Origin of the sequence: Streptomyces roseofulvus (genome assembly GCF_039534915.1) — a bacterium.
GTDB lineage: Bacteria > Actinomycetota > Actinomycetes > Streptomycetales > Streptomycetaceae > Streptomyces > Streptomyces roseofulvus.
Map to the genome: position 1 here is coordinate 6,627,459 of NZ_BAAAWE010000001.1, position 19,499 is coordinate 6,646,957.

Genomic DNA, 19,499 nt, shown 5'->3' on the forward strand with positions numbered 1-19,499 from the left:
CTACTTCGGCTCGTACGCGGCCATCGCGGCCCGTACGGCGGGGGAGAACAGCTCGGGACCGAGCCCGTCCGAGTGCGCGAGGCCCTCCGGCGAAAGCCGCAGCAGCCCGTCCGGCGCCGACCCGTCCAGCCAGCCGTACCCGGCGAACCGCTCCAGCTCCGGACCGAAGTCCTCGTACGCCCCCGAGCCGAACCGCTTCTCGTACCCGGCGAGCTCCATCCCCTCTGCCTGGAGCAGCGACTGGAGGAGGTGGCGGCGGCGCGCCTCGCCCGCGTCCACCCACCGGCCCACCTCGGCCCGCGAGAAGTCGGCGGTCTCCGTGTAGGCGTCGATGATCGAGCGGATCTCCCGCATGTCCACCGCGTAGTCGAAGGAGTAGTGCAGCGCCGCGGTGTACGAACGGGCGCCGCAGCCCAGGCCGATCATGCCGTCCGTCTGGCAGGCGTAGTCGTCCGGCCCGGCCGGGCCCGCGTCCGCCCGCCGGAACATCCGCATCGACACCTGCTCGTAGCCGTGCGCCAGGAGGTGGTCGCGGCCCCGCCGGTAGAGCCGGAGCCGCCGCTCGTCCCACTCCCGGTCCGACTCGGCGGGGGCCGTGCGGCCCAGCCCGGTCAGCGGCCGCACGTACAGCGGGTACAGGTACAGCTCCTCGGGCCGCCAGGCGAGCGCCGCGTCCAGCGAGTACCGCCAGGACTCGTCGGTCTGCCCGTCGATCCCGTAGATGAGGTCGATGTTGAGCACCGGCACCCCGGCGTCCCGGATCCGGCCGAGCGCCGCCTCCACGTCCGCGCGGCGCTGCGGCCGGACCGCCGCCCGCGCCTCGGCGTCCACGAAGCTCTGCACGCCGATGCTGAGCCGGGTCGCGCCGCGCGCGGCGAGGACCGCGAGCCGGTCGGCGGTGGCGGTGGCCGGCGAGGTCTCCACGGAGAGCGGCACCGCCCGCAGGTCCGCCCCCATGCGGTGCTCGGCGATGTCGCAGAGCCGCTCCAGTTCGGCGGCGGTCAGGAAGGTGGGGGTGCCGCCGCCGAACGCCGCCGTCGCGAACCGCACCGGCGCCGCGTCGCCCAGCGCCTCCCGGACCGCCACGGCCTGCCGGTCGAGGGCGTCGAGATAGCGGGTCGTCAGCTCGTCCGGGGCGCCGATCCGGGTGAAGAGGTTGCAGAAGCCGCAGCGGACCTCGCAGAAGGGTATGTGCGCGTAGAGCGAGAGGGCGTCCTTCGGCTCGTCCGCCCACAGCGCGGCCAGCTCCGGCCGCTCGGGCAGCGGCCGGTACGCCGTCTTGTGCGGGTAGGCGTACACGTACGAGCGGTACGGACGCGGGTGCGGGGCGCCGGTCACGCGGCGGCTCCTTCCCGGGGACCGGCCAGCGTGAACTGCGCGTACGGCACCGTCCACACCACCTCGTGGCCGAGCCGGTGACCCGTGAACCCGTCGTCGCCGTAGGCCGTGCCGTGGTCCGAGCAGACGATCGCGAAGCAGCGGCGGCGGGAGGACATCGCCGCGAACAGCCGCCCGACGTGCCGGTCCACGTACTCCAGCGCCGCCGCGTGGGTGGCGCGGGTGTCGCCGGCCTCGCGGCTCGCGCCCGGCGTGTGGAACCAGTTGGGCTGGTGCAGCGCCGCCACGTTCACGAAGAGGAAGAGCCGTCGGTCCGCCGGGAGCGCGGCCACCACTTCCTCCGCCCTGGTCACCTGCTCCTCGAACGAGGTCGGCGACGCCACCCCGAACGACGGCTCCCAGTGGCTCTCCTGGAACAGACCGGGCAGCACCGATCCGAGCGGCGGCCGCTTGTTGAAGAACCCGACGCCGCCCACGCACACCGTCCGGTAGCCCTCGGCGGCGAGCGCGGACACCAGGTCGGGGGAGTCGTACACGAAGGTGCCGTCCGCGGTGGTCTCGCTGCCCGCGAACCGGGCCGCGAAGAGCCGCGGGTGCGGGCCCGGCGCGGCCGGGGTCGGCAGGAAACCGGCGAAGATCGCCTGGTGGGAGGCGTAGGTGAAGCTGCCGGGGGCGTGCCGCCGCTCCCAGCGGCCGTCTGGGAGGTGGCGCGCGAGGTTCGGGATGCGGCCGGCGGCGGCCAGCTCCGCGGCCACGTCGTACCGGAGGGTGTCGAGGGTGACCAGGAGCAGGTCGTGGCTGCCGACGACCTCGTTCATGTCGGGCTGGTTCACGGGGCGGTGCTCGTTCCTGTGGTGCTGGATGTCGGTGTCCCGGCGGCGCGCAGCAGGTCGGCGACCTGGGCACCGTACGTGTCCAGGCCCTCCGCCCCGCTGCCGGGGAGGCCGGTGAGGCCGGGCAGGAGGTCCCCGAAGGCGTTGACCTCGCCGACCGCGAAGCGGCGCCAGCCGGCGCCCGGCAGCAGGTCCACCCCGACGCACCGGGTGCCGGGGAAGGCCGCCGCCGCCCGCTCGCAGACGGCGAGGGCGTCCTCCCAGCGCCCGCCGGCGGCGGCGATCGCCGCCCGGACGGCGGGCAGGTCGCCGCGGGCGCCGCCGAGGTGCAGATTGGTCAGCGGGGTGCGGCTGGTGCGGACCACCGCGTGGGTGGCCCGGCCGCCGGTCACCACCACCCGCAGGTCGGCGGCCCGGTCGCCCTGCATCGCCTTCGGCAGCCAGCGCTCCACGTGCAGCCCGTCCGGGGCGAGCGCGTCGACCAGGGCGCCGACCTCCCGCGCCCCCGTGTAGCGCCGCACCCGCAGGGAGTTGAAGAGCCGACCGGAGCCGTCCCGCTCGACCGAGGTGGTCGCCTGCACCCGGTCGCCGCCGGCCGTCTCCAGGGCGAGGACCCCGGAGGCCGAGGAGCCGTGGGCCGGCTTCACGAAGACCCGGCGCAGCCCGGCGGCGGCCATCAGCGCGACCAGGTCGTCCCAGCCGCGCACCGGCGCCCCGCCGGGACCCGAGGTCGGCGAGGCCGGCACCGGCACCCCGGCGGCGGCGAGCCGGCCGTGGGTGAGCCGCTTGTCGAAGAGGACCGCCGTCTCCGCCGGATCGTCCACCAGCACCGCGCCGGCCCGCCGGGCCTCGGTCGCGAGACCGGCGACGGCGGCGGTGAACCGCTCGTACCAGAGCCGGCCGCCCTCGACCCGGGCCGGGTCGTCGGTGTCGCGCAGCAGCCGGTCCACCTCGGGCACCTCCCCGGGCGAGTCGACGCGCACGGTCTCGCCCGCCGCGAAGCGGGCCCGGCCGCGCAGCACGTCGAGCCAGCCGACGGTCCGCGCCCCGGGCAGCCCGGCGGCGCGCAGCGCGTCCTGGAAGAACGCGACGCGCCGCCCCGCCGGGTCGCCGACGACGACGAGGCGCGGACCGGCGGTCATTCGGCGACGGCGACGTAGCGCCAGACGTCCCCGTCGCCGTCGTCCTCCGGCTCCTGCGGGTCGTCCAGGACGACCCGCACCCCGTGCGGGGCGAGCGCGGCCGTCAGCCGCTCCCGCATCGCCTCGGAGAGGTAGTGGTGCGCCAGGTCCAGCTCCCGCAGATGGGTCAGCGGCTGGCCGTCGAGGAGCGCGGCCGCGCCCTCGTCGGTGAGCACGCCCATGCTGAGGTCGAGCCGGTCGAGGCGGGCGACGACCGGGGCGCTCGCCACGGCCGCGGCCACCTGGTCCTCGATGACGCTGTTGCACAGCCCCAGGCTGCGCAGGGCCGGGAACGCCTCGCCGGAGAGGAGCGGCGCCAGGTCGGCGGGGGAGGAGTCGCCGCCGTACTCGTCGGTGCCGAGCCACAGTTCGAGGCGCTCCAGGGCGGGCAGGTCGCTGCCGGCGATGCCCCGCACCACCTCGGCGCCGAGCCCGCCGGTCTCCACGACCAGGGTCTCCAGGCCGGCGTGGCGCACCGACGGGAAGGCGAGCCCGCTGCCGCCGCGCACCCCGAGCTCCCGCAGCGCCGGGTAGGCGGCGAGCAGCGGGGTCACGTCGGACTGGACGATCCACGAGATCTCGCAGTCCTCGACGGTCATGTCGCCGAGGAAGACCGCCTCCAGACCGGTCAGCCGGTCGTTCGCGGCGATGAGCGCGGTGACGATGGCGGCCGAGGACGTGTCGTAGGCGTCCTCCCAGCCGCCGACCACGATCGCGCGGACCCGGTGGGTGTCGACGGTCTTCAGGAAGTCCTCGAAGAGCCCGCCCCACTCCGGGTCGTCGCCGTCGCGGTACGTCGCGCCGGAGACCCGCCACGCCACGGCCGCCGCGTCGGGGAGGGCGTCGGCCGAGGCGGCGTCCGCGAAGTCGAGGACGGGGAGGCCGTGGAACTCCTCCAGGTAGGCCCCAATGGTCATGACGGTGGCTCCAGACGACGGACGGGTGTACGGACTACGGGCGTACGGACTGACGCCAAGAGTTGTACCAAGCCGCACCGACAGCCGGGGGCGGCGGGGCCCGGACCCGACGCGTTGTCAGTGGCGGCCTCTAGCGTCGTTCTCGTGTTCGGGCAGCGGGTTCCGGACGGGAGAGGGGAGAGCCATGTACCGGCAGGGGGACGTGCTGATCGTGCCCGTCGACGAGCGGGCCGTGCCCGCCCGGGCCAAGGGCGTGCGGGGCGAGCCGAGGGACGGCCGGGGGCGGCTCGTGCTCGCCTTCGGCGAGGTCACCGGACACGCCCACGCGATACCGGGACCCGGCCGGCTGGTGCGGGAGCCGGGGCCGTACGGCCCGTTCCTGCTCGAACTGCCCGAGGGCGGGAGGCTGGTGCACGAGGAGCACGCGCCGATCGTGCTCCCGAAGGGCTGGTACCGGGTGGTGCGGCAGCGGGAGTACGTGCCCGGCGCGTACCGGATCGTGGCGGACTGAGGACGAGGGAACGGAAGGCGACGTGGGGGACGGAACGATGAACGACGGTGACGTGTACGAGAAGTGGCGGGCGGTCGCGGCCGCCACCGGGCCCGCCGACCGGACCGCCGTCGAGGACGGCATCCGGCTGGCCTACGCCGCCGCCGGGCTGCCCGCGCCGGAGCGGGTGGTCTGGGCGGACTCGCCGCTCGCCGGGGTCGAGCTGGTCGCGGGCCTCGCGGACCGCGGGCGCCCGGTGCGCGAGGAGGTGCGGACCCTGCCCTGGGCGGAAGAGCGGCGCCGGCTCCACGACGCGCTCGGCCCGGCCGGCTGGACGGCGCACTGGCAGGCCACCGGCGCCCGGCTCTGGGAACCGACGCGGGCGCTCGCGGAGCGGGTCAGAGCCGGGGTCCTGGACGTGCTCGGGGACCGGGAGGAGCCCGGCGCGCTCACCGAGCGCGCCGGCCGCGAGCTGCTGTACGACGCGGTGCTCGGCCAGCACGACGCCGCCTGGCTCGCCGCCTTCGACGGCCACGGGACCCGGCTCGCCGGCCTCGCCGCCGTCGCCGCGCAGGCCGGCTGGTGGTGGCCGTACGAGAAGGTCGCCGTCGTCTGCGAGCGCCCGGTCGAGCTGCACCGGGACGAGGCCGGCCGGCTCGACCGCGGCGACGGCCCCGCCCTCGCCCACCGGGACGGCTTCGCCCTCCACGCCTGGCGCGGCATGCCGGTCACGCCCGGCTTCCTCGCCGGGCTCGCGGACCTCGACCCGGAGCGGATCCGCGCCGAGGAGAACGCCGAACTCCGCCGCGTGATGCTGGAGTTCTACGGATACGAGCGCTACCTGGCCGACTCCGGGGCCCGCCCCGAGGGGCACGACGAGACGGGCGCGCTCTGGCGGATCGAGCTGGCCGACGACGAGGACGTCGTCATGGTGGAGGTGGTCAACTCGACGCCCGAACCGGACGGCACCCACCGCACCTACTGGCTCCGGGTGCCGCCCACCACCAGGACCGCCCGCGAGGGCGTCGCCTGGACCTTCGGCCTCGGGGCGGAGGTGTACGAGCCGCTCGTCCAGACCTGAACCGGCCGTCCGCTGGTACGGAGAGGTGAAGGGCGGCGCCGGTCAGGAGTGGCGCCCGGGAGGCGGCGGCACCGGGTGCTGGGATGTGCCCGCCGGAGCCCCCCGGCACCCACCCGTCGAAGGGACCGCCCGTGCCGCACCGCCCCGTGACCGCCCTCCCAGGCCGCCCCGTGACCGCCTTCCCGGACCGCCGAGCCCGCGCCGCCCGGCTGCTCGCCGCCGGCGCCGTCCTCGGCGGGCTCCTCCTGGGCGCGGCCGCGCCCGCCCTGGCCGCCGCGCCCGAGCGGTCCGCACCGCGCGCCGCCGCCCGGGCCGAGACCCCGGCGACGGTCACCGTCACGGGCAGCGGCAGCGCGTCCGCCGCCCCCGACCTGGCCCTCCTCTCCGTGGGCGTGGAGGTCACCAAGGCGACGGCGAAGGAGGCTATGGCCGCGCAGACCGCCGCCGCCGAGGCGCTGCTCGCGGTCCTCCGCAAGGAGGGCATCGAGGACCGGGACATCCGCACCGACAGCCTCGCCCTCACCCCCGTCTACGCCCAGACGACCGGCGGCGAGTCCAAGGTGACCGGCTATCAGGCGAGCCAGACCTTCTCCGTGAAGGTCCGCGAGATCGACCGGACCGGCCAGGTCATCGGGGCCGTCAACGGCGCCACCGGGGACGCCGGCCGGGTGAACGGCGTCGTCTTCGACGTGGCCGACCCGAAGGAGCTGCGCGCCAAGGCCCGCGAGGCCGCCTACAAGGACGCGTACGAGAAGGCGTCCCAGCACGCCCGGCTGAGCGGCCACCGCCTCGGCCGGCTGGTCTCGCTCAGCGAGGGCGACTCGCTGCGGCCCGGCCACGGCGCGCTGCCGTCCATGCCGGCCGACGAGCCGAGCGTGCCGCTCGCCCCCGGCGAGATCCAGGAGCAGGTCACCGTCTCCGCGGTCTACGAACTGCTCTGAGACCCCGGCGGCGCCGGGAGGCCCAGTTCGCGGGCGAGCGCCTCGTCCGCCCACCGGAGCATCGCCGACCGGGAGAGGCCGCCCGCGTAGACCGTCGTCTGGACGGCGAGGCCGTCCAGGTAGGCGGTCAGCCGCCAGGCGGCACCGGCCGGATCGGCGCAGGCGAACTCGCCGGCCGCGACGCCCTCCTCGATGACCGAGGTCAGCGCCGCCTTCCACTCCCGGTCGAGGGTGACCGCGACCCGGCGCAGCTCCGGGTCGCGCAGCCCGGCCGCCCACGCCTCGATCCACAGCCGCCACCCCTTGGCCTGCCCGGTCGGGGCGTACCAGCGGACGGCGGCGCGCAGCCGCCGCTCCGCCGTCGTGCGGCGGCCGAGGACCCGCCGCAGCCGGCCGAGGTCGCCCTCCGCCGCGTGTGCGAAGGCCGCGGCGACCAGCTGTTCCTTGGTGGAGAAGTGGTAGAGCACCAGCGCGTTGCTGACGCCGAGGGCGGCGGCCACGTCGGCGATCCGGACGGCGGCGGCGCCCCGGGCCTCGATCTGCTCGACGGCGGCCCGCAGCAGCTCCTCGCGCCGTTCGGCCACGCTCAACCGCACTCTCGCCACGCCGGGAAGCCTACACAGCACATGTCGGAGTCATGATCGACGCGAGGCGCCGGGGACCGGTCAGTACCAGCCGTACCGCTCCGCGATCACCGGCAGCCGCTCCGCCACCAGGGCGTGCGCCGCCGTGCGGGGGAGGACGCCGTCGGCCTCGGCCCGGTCGAGCACCGCGCCCGTCAGCGCCCGCATCGCGCTCCGCACCCGCGCGAACGCCTGGTCCGCGTCGGCCTCGACGTCGCCGAAGAGCGTCCACCACCACCAGGCGTTGGTGCAGGAGTTGACCACCACGTCCGGCAGCACCGTGACCCCGCGCGCGGCCAGGGCGGCCTCGGCGTCCGGGAGCACCGGCATGTTCGCCGCCTCGGCGATCCAGCGGGCCCGGATCCGCCCCTGGTTCGCGGCGTCGATCGCGTACGAGACGGCGGCCGGCACCAGCACCTCCGCGTCGACCGCGAGCCACGCGTCCCCGGGCTCCTCCCGGTCGCCGGGGCGCAGCGCCGCCCGGTCCACGGTGCCGTGCCCGTCGCGGGCCGCGATCAGCGCCTCCACGTCGAGCCCGCCGGGGTTCACCACCGTGCCGCGCACGTCGGCGACCGCGACGACCGTCAGCCCGGCCCGGGCGAGGAACCGGGCGGTCGCCGCGCCCATGGTGCCGAGGCCCTGCAGGGAGACCCGGGTGCCGGCATGCGGCCGCCCGGCCCGGTCCAGCGCGACCAGCACCGACTCGGCCACCCCGAGCCCCCCGACCAGCGCGTCCAGTCCGATGCCGTCGACCTCGACGGCGAAGGCGTCCGCGAGCCGCTTCCGGGCCGCGGCCTCGTCCTCCAGGAGCGGGAAGACGGCCTGCACCGAGGAGTCGAGCCCGGCCTCGGCCATCGCGCGGTCCACCGTCTCCTGGCCGAGCCCCAGGTCCTCCCCGGTGGTCCAGAACCGCTCCACGTACGGCCGCATCGCCCGCAGGTAGCGGACCAGCACCCCGTACGCCTCGGGGGAGCGCGGATCGCAGTCGATGCCGCCCTTGGCGCCGCCCAGCGGCACGTACCGCGCGGACGGGTCGTAGTGCAGCGCCTCCTTCATCGTCATCCCCCGGGCCAGCCCGGCGACCTCCTCGGCGGTGCACCCCTCCCGCATCCGCAGCCCGCCGCTGGCCACGCCCCTGACCAGCCGGTCGACGACCAGGTGGCCGCGGCGGCCGGTGACGTGGTCGGTCCAGGTGAGGGAGATCAGCGGGGCGGCGGTCATGGGACTCCTCGGGGCGGGTTGCTGAACGCCGGTTCAGTATGACGGAGAGGGCCTGCCCGTCCCCGGCCCGGCCGCCCATAATGGAACGACCCCCACCGACCAGGAGGACCTGTGACCGCTTCCGGCTCCGACCGTCCGCTGTGGGCCCGGCTGCGCGCCCTGCGGCCCGAGTCCTTCGGCGCCGAGCCCACGGGGGAGCGGCTCGCCCGCATCCGCCGCTCGCCGCACTTCGCCGACGGCGTCTTCCAGAACCCCGAGGAGGCCCGCCGCGGCCCGTCCGGTTCCACCACGGACCTGATGAAGATCTACTTCGAGAAGGAGGCGCGCGCCCGCCGGGCCCCGGCCGGGGTGATCCCGGTCCACCCGACGACCGTGGCCGACCTCGCCCGCCCCGCCGCCACCGGCCTGCGGATCACCTGGCTGGGCCACTCCAGCGTGCTCGCCGAGATCGACGGCGTACGGATCCTCTTCGACCCGGTCTGGGGAGAGCGCTGCTCGCCCTTCTCCTTCGTCGGCCCCCGCCGGCTCCACCCGGCCCCCGCGCCGCTGGCCGCGCTCGGCCCGGTCGACGTCGTCGTGATCTCCCACGACCACTACGACCACCTCGACCTGCCGACGATCAAGGCGCTGGCCGGCACGGACACCCTCTTCGCCGTCCCGCTCGGCGTCGGCGCCCACCTGGAGCACTGGGGCGTCCCCGCCTCCCGCCTGCGCGAGCTGGACTGGCACGAGTCCACCGAGGTCGGCGACGTCACCCTCACCGCCACCCCGGCCCGCCACTTCTGCGGCCGCGCGATCCGCAACCGCCAGCACACCCTCTGGGCCTCCTGGTCCGTCCGCGGCCCGCGCCACCGCGTCTTCCACAGCGGCGACACCGGCTACTTCCAGGGCTTCCGGGACATCGGCGCGGCCCACGGCCCCTTCGACGTGACGATGATCCAGATCGGCGCCTACTCCGAGTTCTGGCCCGACATCCACATGACCCCGGCCGAGGGCCTCCGGGCCCACCTCGACCTCCAGGGCGGCAGCCCCGGCGGCGTCCTGCTCCCGATCCACTGGGCCACCTTCAACCTGGCCCCGCACGCCTGGGCGGAGCCGGGCGAGTGGACGAAGGACGCGGCGGAGGAGGCCGGGCAGGCGGTGGCGTTCCCTCGTCCCGGTGAGCCGTTCGAGCCGGCGGGGAAGCTGCCTGCGGATGCGTGGTGGCGCGGGGTGTCCCAGCCGATCGCTCGTCCGTGGCGCCGGCCGAAGCAGGCGCAGATTCCCGTCGAGGCGTCCGAGCGGGATCTCGACCTGGCGGGTGATCGGTGAGGTCGGGTGAGGACGAGCTGGGCAGGGTCGTGGCCCTGCTGGCTCGTCTCTCCGGCGAGGAGCGTGATCGTGTGGTGCGCGCTCTGGACGGTCCGTCCCGGCGGTAGCGTTCGGTCGCCCTGGGGCGTGGGGGCGGAGGCGGCGTGATCCCGGGGGAGCGATGAAGACCTGGATCCCTCCAACGTTCCCACGAGGGGCGGGGACGGTACGCGTGAGAGACGCGTGCGTGGGGCCGTGACGCGGTCCTCCCGTCGGGACGGGCCGCGGTAGCGGCGGCCAGGGGAAGGGCGACGGGTACGGTCGTCAGGATCTGACCGACGCCCATACCCACACCGCACGGCGCGGGTCACGCGCGTGTGCGGCGGGACGGCACGGGTTCGTTCACCGTACGTACACCGTGACCCGGTGTTACCCGTCGCACGGCGGCCGCCGTGCGGACACTCTCCGGGTTCAGGCTCTCGCAGGTCCAACCACCCTCTTGCAGAGGAGACTTGCGTGACCCGCTCCGCCGTCGTCCGATCGGCCGCGCTGGCCGTGACCATGGCTCTCGCGGCCGTGGCACTGGCCGCGCCCGCCGAGGCCCGGCACCGCCTGGACGCCGACACCCTGCCCGCCGTGACCCCCCGTGCGGAGACGCCGGTGCTCCACGACGACGATGAGGGCGGCAACGCCGACGCGGACGACCCGGCCATCTGGCGCAACGCCGCTGCGCCCGGCCGCAGCCTCGTCGTCGCCACCGCCAAGGAGGGCGGCCTGCGCGTCTACGACCTGGACGCGCGACTGGTGCAGTCCATAGCCGCACCGCCCGCCGCGGGTGAGGACGACGCCCCGGCCCGCTTCAACAACGTGGACCTCGTCCATGGGCTCCGGCTCTCCTCGGGGAAGGCGGATCTGGCCGTCACCAGCGACCGCGGCCACGACCGGCTGCGCTTCTACCGCATCGACCGCGACCGCGTCGGCGGCCCGCTGAGCGATGTCACCGACCCGGCCGCGCCGCCGGTGTTCTCCCAGGACCAGGCCGAGATCAACGACCAGCGGACCGCCTACGGCCTGGCGACCTGGACGGACCGGGCGACCGGGAAGTCCTACGCCCTGGTCAGCCGCCGCGAGCGCACCAGCATCGCCCTCCTGGAGCTGCTGCCGGCCGCGGACGGCAAGGTGACCTACCGCAAGGTCCGCACCCTGGACCTGCCGTCCTCCTTCCGGCTGCCCGACGGCACCTCGTGGTCCCCGTGCGGCGAGCCCGGTGAGCTGCCGCAGGTCGAGGGCATGGTTGTCGACCCGGCCAACGGCATGCTCTACGCCGGTCAGGAGGACGTCGGCGTCTGGCGCATGCGCGCCGACCTCACCGGCACGCCGAAGCTGATCGACAAGGTCCGCGAGTACGGCGTCCCCGGCGTCTACGACGAGGAGACCGAGGAATGCACGCCGGGCGCCGACCCCGGCTTCGGCGGCACGAAGATCTCCGCCGACGTCGAGGGCCTGACGCTTCTCACGGAGTCCGACGGTGACGGCTACGTCCTCGCCTCCAGCCAGGGCGACGACACCTTCGCCGCCTACGACCGCGAGCTGGAGGACGCCAACGAGTACGAGGGCGGCTTCCGGGTGGCCGCCGTGAACGAGACCCTCGACGGCTCCGAGGAGTGCGACGGCGCCGCGGTCCTGAACGCCCCGCTCGGCTCCCAGTACCCCAACGGCCTCCTCGTCGTCCAGGACGGCCACGACGCCCCCGGCGACGGCGACCGCGACGCGACCAACTTCAAGTTCGTCGACCTCGCCGAGGTCATGGACGTCCTCGACGACTGACCGCCCCCGCCAGGCCGTGGTGTACCGCCGCTGATGCCGACGCGCGGGCCGAACGAGCCCCGCGCGTCGGCGTTCCCGTGAACAGTTGGCGTTGCCCAGCCTGTTCCAGGACACCGTGACGTACGTGCTGTCCTTGCGGACGTCGATCAGTCCGTCGGCGGTGTGCCGCAGGCCGTTGTGGTCGACCCAGACGTGGTGGGCGCCGTCCATATGGATGGCGTCGAAGTCGTGCTCCTTGTCGTTCCACACGCCTTGGTACGAGTCACGGATCGTCAGGTTCCGGATGATCACGTTGTGGACGCCCGGGCCCAGGAAGAACCCGCCGCCGACGATGTGCCCCCGCGTCCCGGAGCCGATGATCGTCTTGTCCGAAGCGACCTCGATCTCCTTGCCTACGGGGGACATCTCGATCGTGTCGGCGACGACGATGATGTACGGCTCGGCGGCGGTCGCGTACTTCTCCAGCTGGGCGAGTGACGTGACGGTGACGGTGCTGCCGTTCCGGCCGCCGTACGTACCGTTCTGCCCGAGGGCGTCGACCGAGGCGAAGCCGTCGGCGGCGTCGGCCGCCCCTGCGGGCACCTCGGCCGCGACGGCCCTGCCGTCCGCGCCCGGTCCCAGGCCGAACACGGACCCGTAGGCCAGGACTCCTGCGGCGGCCAGTGTCACCGGCAGAGCGATGGCCAGGGCCTCCGGGGCCGGCGGTGACGGGCCGCGCGGTGGTTCGACGTCATGGGCACTGTCCGTTCCGTGGAGGGGGTGGTCGAGACGTTGTCGCCGCCGGGGACGGATAGGTTGCCGGGTCTGCTGTCCTTCCCGGCGGGGCCAGCCGGCGGCCGGCGGGCGCGGGAGAGCCGTGCCGGCTACGGGCTGCCGTCGGTGCCGGGCCGAGGCGACGGAGGACGTCGCGGTGGCGTGGTCGGGGCCGGTGCCGCCCCCGTTGGATCCTCAACGCTCCGTGGGGGCCAGCCCCCGCAGGCGCAGCCAGCGCAGGTGCTCGACGGCCGTCGCGCCCCTTCCGCCCGCGTGATCGGCGAAGGGCCATTCCCTGATGTCCTTCTCGCCCGCGTAGTTCTGGTAGGCCGCCAGCACGGTGGACGGCGGGCAGACGGGGTCCATCAGGCCGGCGCTGAACAGGGCGGGGGCCGTCGCGCGCCGCGCGAAGTGCACGCCGTCGAAGTGGGCGAGGGTCGAGAAAGCCCGCTCGGCCGCGTGCGGGGCGTGACGGCGCAGGTAATCGACGATCTCCGTGTACGGGCCCTCGGTCGCGGTCTCGGCGCCGCGCCGGACGTGACACAGGAACGGCACGTCGGGGAGGGCGCCGGCGATGCCGTCGCCGGCCAGGCCGGCCACGGCGACGGCCAGGCCACCGCCCTGGCTGGCTCCCTGGACGACGATCCGGTCCGGGTCCACGTGCGGGATGGAGCGCGCGGCGTCTACGGCGAGGACGCAGTCGGTGACGAGGCGGCGGTAGTAGTGGGCGTGGGGATCCTCGATCCCCCGGGTCATGTAGCCGTGCACCCAGTGGGGACCCGCGTCCGGGTGGGGGTCGGGGGTGTCGTGGCCCTGGCCCCGGCTGTCGACGACGAGGTGGGCGTAGCCGGCGGAGGCGTACAGGAGGTGGTCGGTCACCAGTCCCCGTCCGCCGCTGTATCCGAGGTACGTGATCACCGTCGGCAGCGGCTCCTCGGCCTGCGACGGGAGGAGGAGCCAGGCGGCGACCGGGTGCCCGCCCCAGCCGGAGAACCGTACGTCGTAGGTGTCGAGCGTGGTCAGGGGGGAGTCCCGGACGGGGCGGACCTCCGGAGCGCGGCCGGCCGCGCGGGCCGTCCGCAGGGTCTCGGACCAGAAGGCGTCGAAGCCGTCCGGCTCGGCCGGGGCTTCGTCCCGGGCGGCCGGGTGGTCGAGGGGCAGGTCGGCGTACGGCATGGGAAGGGCTTCTCCTCGGAACGGGGTGACCGCGCGGGGGAGCGGGGCGCGGTCGTCGTCGTACGACAGGAGGGGCGGAACGGCGTCGGGCGCTCCGCACCCTCTCGCGGTCCGCCTCTCCGCGGCGGCCCGACAGCGGTTGCGGAGGTCACTCTGCCCACGTCCCGATAACGTTGTCCAGTAAAGCCTTTCCGGTTAAGCCGAGGTTTAGTAAAACTCCTTCTGCCCGGCCATACACGCCTGGACCGATCAGCCGTATTCACCCAAGCTCGCACCTGTCACCGGCCCCGCACGAGAGGATTCATGTTCCGTGAGCGACTTCCCGGTCTTCCCGCCCGGCTTCGAATTCGGTGCCGCCACCTCGGCCTACCAGATCGAGGGCGGCACGCGAGACGACGGACGGGGGCCGTCGATCTGGGACACCTTCTCCCGGCGCGCCGGCGCCGTGTCGGACGGCACCAGCGGCGAGACGGCCTGCGACCACTACCACCGGCACCGGGAGGACGTGGCCCTCCTCGCGGACCTCGGGGTGTCCGTCTACCGCTTCTCCGTCGCCTGGCCGCGCGTCCAGCCGTCGGGCTCGGGACCGGTGAACGCCCGGGGACTCGACTTCTACGCCCGCCTGGTCGATGACCTGCTGGAGGCCGGCATCAAGCCGGTCGCCACCCTCTACCACTGGGACCTTCCCCAGCCCCTGGAGGACCGGGGCGGCTGGCGGTCCAGGGGCACTGCCGAGCGCTTCGCGGAGTACACGGCCCTGGTCGCGGAGAGGCTCGGGGACCGCGTGGCCCGGTGGATCACCCTGAACGAACCCTGGTGCAGCGCCTTCCTGGGATACGCGAACGGCGAGCACGCTCCGGGAGCGCGCGAGGGGACGCCCGCGCTCGCCGCGGCCCACCACCTCCTGGTCGGCCACGGCCTTGCCATGGGCGCCCTGCGCGCCGCCGGGGTCCGGGAAGCGGGCATCTCGCTCAACCTCGACCGGGTCCGCCCGGCCACGCCGGACCCCGCCGACGCCGAGGCCGCCCTGCGCGCCGAGACCCAGCGCAACCTCATGTGGACCGACCCGCTGCTGACGGGACGCTACGCCCCCGGCGAGCCGGACACCTTCGGGGAGCTGATCGAGCGCCAGGACTTCCGCCGAGAGGGCGACCTCGCACTCGTCTCCGCCCCGATGGACTTCCTCGGCCTCAACTACTACACGCCGTCCACCGTGCGCGCGGCCCCCTGGCGCGAGCCCGATCCGGCCCGGCGCACCGCGATGGACAACCGTTTCGAAGGGGTGGACCACCCGGGTGTCCGCCACACCGCTATGGGCTGGGCCGTCGTCCCCGACGCCCTGAGGGACCTCCTCGTCTCCCTCCGCGACCGTTACGGTGCCCTCCTTCCGCCGATCCACATCACAGAGAACGGTTCCGCCGAGCACGACGTCCCCGCCGCGGACGGCATCGTGCACGACGCCGACCGGATCGCCTATCTGGAGAGTCACCTCCGGGCGGCCGCCGCGGCCATCGCGGACGGCGTCGACCTGCGGGGCTACACCGCGTGGTCGCTTCTGGACAACTTCGAGTGGGCGTTCGGTCACAGCAGGCGCTTCGGCCTGGTGCACGTCGACTTCCCGACCGGGACGCGCACCCCCAAGGCGTCCTACCACTGGTACAAGGCGGCCTCCGCGGCCCGTGAGCACCGGGGCGAGTGACCCCCGCGCCTCCGACGGCGAGAAGGCGCCGGTCGTCCGCGTATGTGACTTAACCGGATCCGTTTCGGTCTAGACAACGTTGTCAACCGTCGGCAGAGTGGTGCTTCGTACAGTTCGGATGGTTCGGAGAGGTTGGGCGGGATGGTGTACGGAGCGCTGGACATCGGCGGTACGAAGATCGCTGGGGCGCTGGTCGACGCCGAGGGGCACGTGGTGGCGCGGGCGCAGCGGCCGACGCCCGCGCGTGAGTCCGCCGAGGTGCTGATGGCCGCGGTGACCGCCGTCCTGGACGAGCTGGCCACCCGTCCCGAGTGGGCCTCGCTGTCCTGCCTGGGAATCGGGAGCGCGGGGCCCGTGGACACGTTCGCGGGCACGGTGAGTCCGGTCAACATCCCGGCCTGGCGCTCCTTCCCCCTGGTGGAGCGCGTGCGGAGTCATCCCGCCGTTCCGGACGGGATCGAGCCGGTGCTCGTCGGCGACGCGGTCGCCATGACGGCGGCGGAACACTGGATCGGAGCGGCGAAGGACACGGCGAACGCCCTGTGCATGGTCGTCTCGACCGGGGTCGGCGGCGGGCTGGTCCTGGGAGGTTCCGTCCACGCGGGGAGGACCGGGAACGCCGGCCACATCGGCCACATCACCGTCGACCAGCACGGCCCGCTGTGCCCCTGCGGCGCCCGTGGGTGCGTCGAGCGCTACGCCAGCGGTACGGCGATCGCCGCCCACGCCCTGGAGTCCGGTTGGACGCCCCCGGCGGGCCTTCCCGCCACGGCACGCGAGGTGGCCGCCTCGGCCCGCGCGGGCGACCCGAGGGCGCTCGCCGCGTTCGACCGGGCCGGCCGCGCCCTGGCCGCCGCCATCGCGGCGACCGCCGCGCTCGTCGAACTCGACCTGGTCGTCGTGGGCGGCGGGGTCTCGCAGACGGGCGACCTGCTGTTCGCACCGCTGCGGCACCACCTGAAGGCGTACGCCGCCCTCGACTTCACGCGTGACCTCCCGGTCGTGCCCGCCGGCCTGGCCCTCGACGCCGGACTGATCGGCGCGGCCGCCGCGGGCGTCGCCGCCTCCGAGCTCTCCCGCGCCGGAGCCGGGACGCGGGGGCGAACGGCCACCTGACCCGGCCGCCCCGCGGTCACCTGGCCTCCGACCTCCCCGGCCGTGCGAGGACGGGCCTCCCCCGTGCCCGCACGCACCGGCACCGGGCGCCCTTCGGGGCACCGCGGTGCCCCCGCTTCCACCCCGCCGCCCGAACTCCAGGAAACGCCCATGGACCTCCTCCACAACACCGTCCAGCCCTATGACTGGGGCTCCCGCACCCTGCTGCCGGAACTCATGGGCGAGCCGCCCACCGGAGCGCCCCAGGCCGAACTCTGGATGGGCGCCCACCCGGCGGCGCCCTCCCGCGTGCTCAGGGAGAACGTCCTCACCCCCCTGGACCGGGTGGTCGCCGGGAACCCGGAGGGTGAGCTCGGAGCGGCCACCGTGCGCCGGTTCGGGCCCCGGCTCCCGTTCCTGCTCAAGCTCCTGGCCGCGGACGCGCCGCTCTCCGTCCAGGTGCACCCGGACCTCGCCCAGGCCCAGGCCGGGTTCGCCCGGGAGAACGCGCTCGGCGTGCCCCTGGACGCGGCCCACCGCACCTACCGCGACGACCAGCACAAGCCGGAGATGATCGTCGCCCTCACCCCGTTCCGGGGGCTGTGCGGCTTCCGGGCCTCGTCGGACGCCGCCGACCTGCTCGACTCCCTGGAGGTGCCGGCGCTCCGGCCGTATGCCGACACCCTGCGGGCCGCCCCCGAGCCCCAGGCGCTCGCGGAGGTGTTCCGGGCCTTCCTCCGCCCGCCGGCGGGCCTCCTCGGCGCCGTCGCCAGGGCGCTGGCCGTCGCGGCGGAGGGTCCCGCCGAGGCCCGCATCACCGCCTACGACCGCATCGCGCGGGCCTACCCGGGCGACTCCGGGCTCCTCTCCGCGCTGCTGCTCCGGTACGTCGAGCTGAGCCCCGGCGAGGCGCTGTTCCTCGGCGCCGGCGTCCCGCACGCGTACCTCTCCGGGCTCGGCGTGGAGATCATGGCGAGCTCCGACAACGTCCTGCGGTGCGGACTGACCTCCAAGCACGTCGACGCCGAGGAGCTGACCCGGATCGTCCGCTTCGACGCCCCCGCGGCCCGCGTGCTGACTCCCCGGGACGAGGAGGGCGAGGAGGTGTACCCGGCGCCGGTGGACGACTTCCGCCTGTCGCGGTACCTCCTGCGGGTCGGCGAGCCGTGGCGGCGCCTCACTCTGGACGCCCCGCAGATCCTCCTCTGCACCGCCGGGACCGTGACCGTCACCTCATCCGGGCAGGGCCTCGGCATCGGCCCGGGACGGGCCGTGTACGTGGCGGCGGGCGTCGAGGCGGGGCTGGAAGGGAGCGGGACGGTGTTCCGCGCCACGACGGGCACCGCGGAACGCCTCGGCTGAACGGTCGGGCCGGGCCACGAAACCCTCATGGGCCTTAACCGGTTATGTTCCAGCTCTTGTGATCGGCCAAGACGGCCCCTAGCCTCCAATCGAAAGCCGGGAATCGGCAGGAGAAATCGCCGACCGATCGAGGCGACGACCTGAACCGCACCCGCGGAGAATCCCCACCGCCCGGAATCGAGCCGCAGCACCATCCGGGCGGTGGGGCCCGGCGGCTGTCCGCCCGCCACGCGTGGACCCTCCCCCGGGCCACCGGCCCCGGCCGGCCGCGATCTCACTCCATGTCAGGCAGCACCGCGCCCGCTCTCCTCGCGGGACGCGGTACCGAATTGGGAGCACCACATGAACAGGACACGGGTCCTCTCGGCGGCGACGCTGCTCGCCCTCGCCGCCACGATCACCTCGATCCCCGCCACCGCCCAGGCCGCCGAGCGCGCGGACGGCTTCCGCGTCGTGGACGGACGACTCGTCGACGCCACCGGCAAAGACTTTGTCCTGCGCGGCGTCAACCACGCCCACGCCTGGTACACGGACCGCACCGGACGGTCCCTCGCCGACATCAAGGCACTCGGCGCCAACTCGGTCCGGGTGGTGCTCTCCACCGGCGCCCGCTGGACGAAGAACAACGCCGCCGACGTCGCGGACGTCGTCGCCCGGTGCAAGGCCAACCGGCTCGTCTGCGTCCTGGAGGCCCACGACACCACCGGCTACGGCGAGCAGAGCGACGCGGCCTCCCTCTCCGACGCCGTGGACTACTGGCTGGAGGTGGCGGACGCCCTCAAGGGGCAGGAGAAGTACGTCATCGTCAACCTCGGCAACGAGCCGCACGGAAACGCCGGCTACCCCGCCTGGACGCAGGACACCAAGGACGCCATCGGCCGGCTGCGCGCGGCCGGCTTCGACCACACCCTGATGGTCGACGCTCCCAACTGGGGGCAGGACTGGTCCGGCACCATGCGCGAGAACGCCCCCGCCGTCTTCGCCTCCGACCCCGACCGCAACACCGTCTTCTCCATCCACATGTACGGCGTGTATGACACCGCCGCCGAGGTCGAAGAGTACCTCGGCAGCTTCGTCGACCGCGGACTGCCCATCGTCGTGGGCGAGTTCGGCCACGACCACTCGGACGGCAACCCCGACGAGGACGCCATCATGGCCACCGCCCGCCGACTCGACCTCGGCTACCTCGGCTGGTCCTGGAGCGGCAACGGCGGCGGCGTCGATTACCTCGACCTCGCCACCGGCTTCGACGCCGACCGGCTCACCCCCTGGGGCGAGCGCCTCTTCCACGGCCCCGACGGCATCCGGCAGACCTCCCAGGAGGCCGGCGTGTACCGGCGCGGCTGCTCGGTCGCCCACCGCCTCGACGACTGGGGCACCGGCTTCAACGCCGACATCAGCGTCCGCAACACCGGCGAACAGCCCCTCAAGGGCTGGAAGCTCGACTTCGCCCTCCCGGAGGGCGCCACGGTGAACTCCGCCTGGAACGCCTCCGTCACCCAGGACGGCCGCCAGGTCCGCGCCACCAGCGAGTCCTGGACCGCGCCCGTCCCGGTCGGCGGGGCCGTGAGCTTCGGCGTCATCGTCACGGGCCCCGGCGCCGTGCCCGCCTCCTTCAGCCTCGACGGCGTCCCCTGCGCCAAGGGCTGACCCCCGTACCGCATCCGCCGCA

At 74.6% G+C, this 19,499-nt stretch carries 16 protein-coding genes and 1 pseudogene; 9 read left to right on the forward strand and 8 right to left on the reverse strand.

Translation table 11 applies throughout. The features are described from left to right. Genes ABFY03_RS30590 through ABFY03_RS30605 form a run of 4 tightly spaced genes read right to left on the reverse strand, consistent with a single transcriptional unit; the run spans position 1 to position 4,269 of the window. On the reverse strand, positions 1–1,338 hold the full coding sequence (locus tag ABFY03_RS30590; RefSeq protein ID WP_346171321.1) for an STM4012 family radical SAM protein: 1,338 nt from the start codon (positions 1,336–1,338) through the stop codon (positions 1–3). After that, positions 1,335–2,156, reverse strand: coding sequence for an STM4013/SEN3800 family hydrolase (locus ABFY03_RS30595; RefSeq protein WP_346172329.1), 822 nt, complete (start codon positions 2,154–2,156; stop codon positions 1,335–1,337). Before ABFY03_RS30595 ends, ABFY03_RS30590 begins: the two co-directional genes overlap by 4 nt. A gap of 11 nt (positions 2,157–2,167) precedes the next feature. Continuing rightward, complete coding sequence (locus tag ABFY03_RS30600) at positions 2,168–3,313, reverse strand: STM4014 family protein (protein ID WP_346171322.1); 1,146 nt, start codon at positions 3,311–3,313, stop codon at positions 2,168–2,170. Continuing rightward, entirely contained in the window at positions 3,310–4,269 is a 960-nt protein-coding gene (locus ABFY03_RS30605) for an STM4015 family protein (RefSeq protein ID WP_346171323.1), read from the reverse strand. The genes ABFY03_RS30600 and ABFY03_RS30605 overlap by 4 nt, the downstream gene beginning before the upstream one ends. Positions 4,270–4,453: 184 nt before the next feature. Between ABFY03_RS30605 and ABFY03_RS30610 the strand changes: the two genes are divergently transcribed. The 3 genes from ABFY03_RS30610 to ABFY03_RS30620 all read left to right on the forward strand — a co-directional run bounded on the left by ABFY03_RS30610 (position 4,454) and on the right by ABFY03_RS30620 (position 6,781). Next, on the forward strand, positions 4,454–4,780 hold the full coding sequence (locus ABFY03_RS30610; RefSeq protein ID WP_319013201.1) for a hypothetical protein: 327 nt from the start codon (positions 4,454–4,456) through the stop codon (positions 4,778–4,780). Between the two features lie 37 nt (positions 4,781–4,817). Beyond that, complete coding sequence (locus ABFY03_RS30615) at positions 4,818–5,840, forward strand: DUF6745 domain-containing protein (RefSeq protein WP_346171324.1); 1,023 nt, start codon at positions 4,818–4,820, stop codon at positions 5,838–5,840. Positions 5,841–5,971: 131 nt separating this feature from the next. Continuing rightward, on the forward strand, positions 5,972–6,781 hold the full coding sequence (locus ABFY03_RS30620) for an SIMPL domain-containing protein (RefSeq protein WP_346171325.1): 810 nt from the start codon (positions 5,972–5,974) through the stop codon (positions 6,779–6,781). Here ABFY03_RS30620 and ABFY03_RS30625 read toward each other — a convergent pair. Beyond that, positions 6,766–7,386, reverse strand: coding sequence for a TetR/AcrR family transcriptional regulator (locus ABFY03_RS30625; RefSeq protein ID WP_319013198.1), 621 nt, complete (start codon positions 7,384–7,386; stop codon positions 6,766–6,768). The genes ABFY03_RS30620 and ABFY03_RS30625 overlap by 16 nt on opposite strands. Positions 7,387–7,446: 60 nt before the next feature. Beyond that, positions 7,447–8,625, reverse strand: coding sequence for a Glu/Leu/Phe/Val dehydrogenase dimerization domain-containing protein (locus tag ABFY03_RS30630; RefSeq protein ID WP_346171326.1), 1,179 nt, complete (start codon positions 8,623–8,625; stop codon positions 7,447–7,449). A gap of 111 nt (positions 8,626–8,736) precedes the next feature. Between ABFY03_RS30630 and ABFY03_RS30635 the strand changes: the two genes are divergently transcribed. Next, a complete protein-coding gene (locus tag ABFY03_RS30635; protein ID WP_319013196.1) occupies positions 8,737–9,936 on the forward strand; it encodes an MBL fold metallo-hydrolase in 1,200 nt (399 codons plus the stop codon). A gap of 540 nt (positions 9,937–10,476) precedes the next feature. Continuing rightward, positions 10,477–11,742 carry a phytase gene (locus tag ABFY03_RS30640; protein WP_319013644.1) on the forward strand — a complete coding sequence of 422 codons (1,266 nt, stop codon included), beginning with the start codon at positions 10,477–10,479 and terminating at the stop codon, positions 11,740–11,742. An 84-nt stretch (positions 11,743–11,826) separates the two neighbouring features. Here the strand turns inward: ABFY03_RS30640 and ABFY03_RS30645 are convergent. Beyond that, positions 11,827–12,476: pseudogene (locus tag ABFY03_RS30645) on the reverse strand (pectate lyase family protein); the annotation flags it as partial. Positions 12,477–12,690: 214 nt separating this feature from the next. Beyond that, positions 12,691–13,671 (reverse strand): acetylxylan esterase, encoded by a 981-nt coding sequence (locus ABFY03_RS30650; protein WP_346171327.1) that lies wholly within the window; start codon positions 13,669–13,671, stop codon positions 12,691–12,693. A 310-nt stretch (positions 13,672–13,981) separates the two neighbouring features. Between ABFY03_RS30650 and ABFY03_RS30655 the strand changes: the two genes are divergently transcribed. The 4 genes from ABFY03_RS30655 to ABFY03_RS30670 all read left to right on the forward strand — a co-directional run bounded on the left by ABFY03_RS30655 (position 13,982) and on the right by ABFY03_RS30670 (position 19,477). Further along, positions 13,982–15,370 carry a GH1 family beta-glucosidase gene (locus tag ABFY03_RS30655; protein WP_346171328.1) on the forward strand — a complete coding sequence of 463 codons (1,389 nt, stop codon included), beginning with the start codon at positions 13,982–13,984 and terminating at the stop codon, positions 15,368–15,370. A 141-nt stretch (positions 15,371–15,511) separates the two neighbouring features. Further along, the gene (locus tag ABFY03_RS30660; RefSeq protein WP_346171329.1) at positions 15,512–16,486 is read left to right on the forward strand and encodes an ROK family protein; all 975 of its coding nucleotides are present in this window, start codon (positions 15,512–15,514) and stop codon (positions 16,484–16,486) included. A gap of 150 nt (positions 16,487–16,636) precedes the next feature. Then, on the forward strand, positions 16,637–17,827 hold the full coding sequence (manA, locus tag ABFY03_RS30665; protein WP_346171330.1) for a mannose-6-phosphate isomerase, class I: 1,191 nt from the start codon (positions 16,637–16,639) through the stop codon (positions 17,825–17,827). A 342-nt stretch (positions 17,828–18,169) separates the two neighbouring features. After that, the gene (locus ABFY03_RS30670) at positions 18,170–19,477 is read left to right on the forward strand and encodes a cellulase family glycosylhydrolase (RefSeq protein ID WP_346171331.1); all 1,308 of its coding nucleotides are present in this window, start codon (positions 18,170–18,172) and stop codon (positions 19,475–19,477) included. Positions 19,478–19,499 lie beyond the last annotated feature (22 nt).

Bases quoted from the DNA above. Each gene is read 5' to 3' on its own strand.
- manA (WP_346171330.1), top strand. From the start codon at position 16,637: ATGGACCTCCTCCACAACACCGTCCAGCCCTATGACTGGGGCTCCCGC.
- ABFY03_RS30595 (WP_346172329.1), bottom strand. From the start codon at position 2,156: ATGAACGAGGTCGTCGGCAGCCACGACCTGCTCCTGGTCACCCTCGAC.
- ABFY03_RS30605 (WP_346171323.1), bottom strand. From the start codon at position 4,269: ATGACCATTGGGGCCTACCTGGAGGAGTTCCACGGCCTCCCCGTCCTC.
- ABFY03_RS30650 (WP_346171327.1), bottom strand. From the start codon at position 13,671: ATGCCGTACGCCGACCTGCCCCTCGACCACCCGGCCGCCCGGGACGAA.
- ABFY03_RS30630 (WP_346171326.1), bottom strand. From the start codon at position 8,625: ATGACCGCCGCCCCGCTGATCTCCCTCACCTGGACCGACCACGTCACC.
- ABFY03_RS30615 (WP_346171324.1), top strand. From the start codon at position 4,818: ATGAACGACGGTGACGTGTACGAGAAGTGGCGGGCGGTCGCGGCCGCC.
- ABFY03_RS30600 (WP_346171322.1), bottom strand. From the start codon at position 3,313: ATGACCGCCGGTCCGCGCCTCGTCGTCGTCGGCGACCCGGCGGGGCGG.
- ABFY03_RS30660 (WP_346171329.1), top strand. From the start codon at position 15,512: ATGGTGTACGGAGCGCTGGACATCGGCGGTACGAAGATCGCTGGGGCG.
- ABFY03_RS30610 (WP_319013201.1), top strand. From the start codon at position 4,454: ATGTACCGGCAGGGGGACGTGCTGATCGTGCCCGTCGACGAGCGGGCC.
- ABFY03_RS30670 (WP_346171331.1), top strand. From the start codon at position 18,170: ATGAACAGGACACGGGTCCTCTCGGCGGCGACGCTGCTCGCCCTCGCC.
- ABFY03_RS30640 (WP_319013644.1), top strand. From the start codon at position 10,477: ATGGCTCTCGCGGCCGTGGCACTGGCCGCGCCCGCCGAGGCCCGGCAC.